This window comes from Bradyrhizobium sp. PRIMUS42, assembly GCF_023006515.1.
In the GTDB taxonomy this organism is placed as follows: Bacteria; Pseudomonadota; Alphaproteobacteria; order Rhizobiales; family Xanthobacteraceae; genus Bradyrhizobium.
This window is the reverse complement of sequence record NZ_JALBGZ010000507.1, coordinates 1-4,736: the sequence shown is the minus strand read 5'-3', so window position 1 is coordinate 4,736 and position 4,736 is coordinate 1. Positions and strand designations below refer to the sequence as shown.

7 protein-coding genes are annotated in these 4,736 nt (G+C 64.1%); 4 read left to right on the top strand and 3 right to left on the bottom strand.

Annotation, left to right across the window (positions count from 1 at the left end; all coding sequences use genetic code 11):
* The coding region (locus tag MOV75_RS27925) for a Spy/CpxP family protein refolding chaperone (RefSeq protein ID WP_247006964.1) at positions 1–598 on the top strand (598 nt) is incomplete at its 5' end.
* 111 nt (positions 599–709) lie between these two features.
* Entirely contained in the window at positions 710–1,087 is a 378-nt protein-coding gene (locus tag MOV75_RS27920; protein WP_246921571.1) for a response regulator, read from the top strand.
* A 133-nt stretch (positions 1,088–1,220) separates the two neighbouring features.
* Here the strand turns inward: MOV75_RS27920 and MOV75_RS27915 are convergent, their stop codons facing one another.
* From MOV75_RS27915 to glk, 3 genes are all read right to left on the bottom strand, one after another.
* Complete coding sequence (locus MOV75_RS27915; protein ID WP_246921573.1) at positions 1,221–1,376, bottom strand: hypothetical protein; 156 nt, start codon at positions 1,374–1,376, stop codon at positions 1,221–1,223.
* Positions 1,377–1,520: 144 nt separating this feature from the next.
* Positions 1,521–1,724: a hypothetical protein gene (locus tag MOV75_RS27910; protein WP_246921575.1), complete on the bottom strand. Its 204-nt coding sequence runs from the start codon at positions 1,722–1,724 to the stop codon at positions 1,521–1,523.
* 137 nt (positions 1,725–1,861) lie between these two features.
* On the bottom strand, positions 1,862–2,854 hold the full coding sequence (glk, locus tag MOV75_RS27905; protein ID WP_246921593.1) for a glucokinase: 993 nt from the start codon (positions 2,852–2,854) through the stop codon (positions 1,862–1,864).
* A 269-nt stretch (positions 2,855–3,123) separates the two neighbouring features.
* Here glk and pncA point away from each other — a divergent pair, with 269 nt between their 5' ends.
* Together pncA and MOV75_RS27895 are read left to right on the top strand one after the other, a co-directional pair.
* A complete protein-coding gene (gene pncA / locus MOV75_RS27900) occupies positions 3,124–3,750 on the top strand; it encodes a bifunctional nicotinamidase/pyrazinamidase (protein ID WP_247006963.1) in 627 nt (208 codons plus the stop codon).
* A 15-nt stretch (positions 3,751–3,765) separates the two neighbouring features.
* Positions 3,766–4,736, top strand: a 971-nt coding sequence (locus MOV75_RS27895; RefSeq protein WP_247006962.1) for an alpha/beta fold hydrolase, incomplete at its 3' end; no start/stop codon positions are given.

The window sequence follows — 4,736 nt, the reverse complement described above, 5'->3', positions numbered from 1 at the left end:
CGTGGTCGGCGTCTTCACCGGCGTGCTCGGCGTCGGCAACAACAATGGCAATCAGGCCCCGGCCGCCAAGGACGCGGGCAAGGACGCTGGCAAGGATGCCAAGCAGCAGGGCGCGGCCAAGGACAATGCCAAGAGCGGCAAAGCGGGCAAGGGCGCCAAGGCGAGCAAGGAGGCGAAGAACGCACCGCAGGGCAAGGACAATAAAGACGTCACGGTCCTCACCCAGCCGGGCGCGCCGCAGCAGACCGCCGAACAGATCGTCGCCAACAGCGATGCCTATATCGAGCGGATCAAGACCGAGCTGAACCTCACGTCCGATCAGGAGAAGCACTGGTATGGCTTCTCGAGCGCCATGCACTACCTGGGGCATAATGGCGCGGAGCGGCTCAACTTGCGGGTGGCGCGCGCCAAGCGGGATCCGCCCGACGACATCATCGAGCAGATGCGCAACGAATCGCAGTTCCTGATCGACCGGGCCGCCGACCAGCGCAATGTCGCCGACGCGGCCGAGCCGCTCTTTTCGAGCCTCGATGACAAGCAGAAGCAGGTCTTCATTCAGGAGATGGTGCGCCTGAGCCACGAGCGCGGATTGGATTGATCAAGTTGAATCGGATCGGGCGCGTCTGAATTAACGGCGCCCGCCACGAATTCGTGAATCCTCTCCACAATTGATGTATGGTTAGCTTTGCAAGCTGACTGCGGGGTTGATATGGCGGACGGACTCTCCGTTTTCCTGGTCGAAGACGAGGCGCTGATCCGGATGATGATCGCCGACATGGTGGTGGAGCTCGGCCACCACGTCGTTGCGGAAGCGGACAATGTCCGGGACGCCAGCGCGTTCGCCATGACCGCGCAATACGATCTGGCCATTCTCGACATCAATCTCATGGGCGTCTACGTCGATCCCGTCGCCGACCTGATCGAGCGCCGCGGCAAACCGTTCCTGTTCGCTACCGGTTACGGCCCCGAGCTGCTGCCGTCCTTGCTCCGGCGCAGGCCGATCCTGCGCAAGCCGATCGCAATGGATCAGCTCAAGGCGATGATCGATTCGATGTTTCCAGGAGCCCCCGTCAAAGCGCAGCACTAGTGACGGTGCAGACGCCGCGCTGGCAACGGCGCAGACGCCGCGCTGGGCGACGGCGAAGTCGCCGCGCGGAGATTGCCAACGAAAATGGCCGCCCGTCAGGGGCGGCCATCTGGCGATGGACTTTGTCGCGGTCTCACATCAGGCCGGCGCCGAGGTCGATGCCGTGCGCCATCAGGCCGAACGAGGCGACCAGGCCCGCGCAGCAGGACAGCAAGATCGTCTTGAAGGACGAATCGGCGAAACGCGTTTCGACGACGGCCGGCATCGCGGCGATCGAAATCATGCTCATGTTCATTGCCCCCTGTGTTGATCCTGAATTGCATCAGGTGAGGGAACACTTAGAGCAAAAAGTTTGACGTCGGATTGCGGGAAATCGTTAATGGAATTGCAATCGTTTCCCGCGTTCGCGCCTGCCGCAGCCGGATTGCAAGTCTCAGTTGCGACCGTTCCTCAGCACCGTGGCAATGGTATGGGCCGTCATGGCCGCACGGTCCGAAGCGCGCTGAGCGGCCAACCGGTCTCGCGCCTTTTCCTCGATCAACAGGTCGATCAGGGCCTGCCGCTTGTCTTCATTGTCCGCCTCGCTCAGCAGACGGTGATAGCGGTGATAGTCGAAACCCAGATCCTGCTTACGCATGTTACGCCCCCGCAACTACGCCACACACGGCCTGATTGTTTCTCATCGGGAACATGCAGGCAAGCGCGTTCATGCGTGGAACCGCACGTGCGCTGAATCAACTGTGAATATTGGAACCGGCGAGCAGAGAGGACGCCTCAATCCACGTTGTGGTCGGCGAACATCTTCAGGCCGACGAAGCTCGCATCGGGCTTGATCACGAGCCGGGTTGGAATGTTGCGCAAATAGTCCTGGAACCGGCCCTTGGCTTCGAAGCGTGCCCGGAACGCGGAGGCCATCAGGAACTCGGGAAAGCGCGGCACGATTCCGCCGGCAATATAGACACCGCCGCGGGCGCCGAACGTCACCGCAAGATTGCCGGCGACTGAGCCAAGGATGGCGCAAAACATCTCCAGCGTCGCGCGGCTGATGGGACAACTCCCCTCCAGGGCGGCTTTGGTGATGCCGGCAGCATCGCGCTGCGGCACCTGAGCGCCGTCGATCTCCGCCAAGGCTTCGTAGAGATTTTGCAGCCCGGAACCCGAGAGCGCGCCACGCTCGATGGAGACGTGGCCGAGGCGTCGGCGCAAGCACGTGATCACCCGTTCCTCGCGCTCGTTCTCCGCCGGCAGCGTCGCGTGTCCGGCTTCGGTGACGACGGCCAGTCGCGCGCCATGGCGGTCGACCAGGCAGGAGACGCCAAAGCCGGTTCCGGGTCCGACCACCAGCAACGGCTCGCCGGGCAGGCCATCTTGTCCACCAAGCGGGATCAGATCGGCAGGCTGCAACGCGGGCAGGGACCAGGCGACCACCTCGAAATCGTTGAGCACGTGGACGCTGTCGAAGCCGAGAGCCGGTTGCAACTCGTTGCCGTCGATGACCCAGGGACTGTTGGTCATGACGCAGCGGTTGTTGGTGACCGGACCCGCGACGGCCAGCACGGCTCTTTGAGGCGGCCTGCCGCCCGACCTGCGTGCCAGGACGTCCGAGATGGCTTCCCGGACGGTCGGGAAGTCGGCGACCTTCACATAGTCGATCGGTCCGATTTGATCGAGATCGCCGCCGCCCAATTCGCTCTGGCTCAGCGCAAAGCGCGCGTTGGTGCCGCCGATATCGGCGAGAAGAATCTGTCCTGTCCTGCCGATATTCATGACTTCGCGGCTGCCACCGCCTTCCGGCCGCGCCAACCCTGTCCTCCACGCCTTTGACCCCATCCGCCCTGTCGGTCAGTGCGAGAATCCGCCCTTGGGTGCGCCTAGTCAACACGGACGAGGCCAAAGCGTTGCATCCTGTCCGTCATCCGGTGACCAATTCGCGCAGGCCTCGCACGGTGCCGCCGGTTGCGAAGCAGCGCGGGAAGGCCGACACTGAGGGGACGGGTCTGGCACCGGCGCACCCGGCGCATCGAACGAGACTGGCGATGAAGATTTCCGACTGCGACGCGCTGCTGGCGATCGACGTGCAGAACGATTTCTGCACCGGCGGAGCGCTTGCCGTTCCCGGCGGCGAGAAGGTCGTGCCTGCGATCAACCGAATCGCCCAAAAATTCGCCAACGTCGTGCTGACTCAGGACTGGCATCCGCACGACCACGTCTCGTTCGCGCCGAACCATGCGGGCAAGCAGCCGTTCCAGACCATCGAGCTCGATTACGGCACACAGGTGCTCTGGCCGGCGCATTGCGTGCAGGGCACCTCGGGCGCCGAATTCCATCGCGATCTCGACGTCGTCAGACCGAGCCTCGTGGTGCGCAAGGGGTTTCGCCGCGGCATCGATTCCTATTCGGCGTTGTTCGAGAACGACCATCGGACGGCGACGGGTCTGCTCGGGTATTTGCGCGAACGTGAGCTGAAGACCGTCTTTGTCGCCGGTCTCGCGCTGGACTTCTGCGTCCGCTTCTCGGCGGAGGATGCGCGCAAGGCGGGGTTGGAAGTTGTCGTGATCGAGGACGCCTGCCGCGCTATCGATCTCGACCGCTCGGCAGCCGCGGCCCATCAGAGTTTTCGGGACCTCGGCATCTCCGTCGTCGGCCTCGAGGCGTTTCTGTAAGGACTCGAGAAAGTCATGGTGGAAAAGATCGGCAAACAGCCGGGCGGACCGGATCATGCCCCTGACGAGCCGCTGCTCTGGCCGTTTACGGCGGCCCGGCTCGCCATGGACGCTTGCTTCTGGTGGGTCGAGCGCGGCCGGGCAGAGCAGGATGAGCGCAAGCTGCCGTGGACGACGCCCAACAGCGTTGCGCTGGAGCTTGGGACGATGCGCCTGCGCGATTGCACGCGGACGCGGTCCGGCCAGCCGGTGCTGGTCTGTGCGCCCTATGCGCTGCATCGGGCCCTGATCGCCGATTTCGCGCCCGGACACAGCGTGGTGGGCTCCCTGCAAGACGGCGGCATTGACCGGATCTATCTCACCGATTGGCGGTCATCTACGCCGGACATGCGCTATCTCTCGATCGACAGCTATCTTGGCGATCTCAACGTCGCCATCGACGAGATCGGCGCGCCGGTCGATCTGGTCGGCCTCTGCCAGGGCGGCTGGCTGTCGCTGCTCTATGCGGCGCGCTTCCCGGCCAAGGTGCGGCGGCTGGTGCTGGTCGGTGCTCCCGTGGACCTGTCGATCGATTCCTCGTTGTGCCGGCTCACCCGTAACGCACCCGAGATGGTCTACGACCAACTCGTCGCACGCGGCGGCGGCAATGTCAGCGGCGGGGAGATGCTCCGCTTGTGGTCCAAGGCGCCAACCCGCGACGATATCGTAGCGGCATTGCAGAGAGACCTGTCGGACGAGGAGGGCGCGGCCCTGATCGCGCGCTTCGACCGCTGGAACGCGGAGACGCTCGATCTGCCGGGCAAATATTATCTGGAGGTCGTCAACCGGGTCTTCCGGGAGAACCAGATCGCCGGCGGCAGTTTTGTTGCTCTTGGCCGTACTGTCGATCTGAACGACGTCAAGGCGCCGGTCTTCCTGCTCGCCGGGCTCGACGACGACGTCGTGCCGGCGGCGCAGGCGCTCGCCACCGCTGGTCTCCTCGGCAC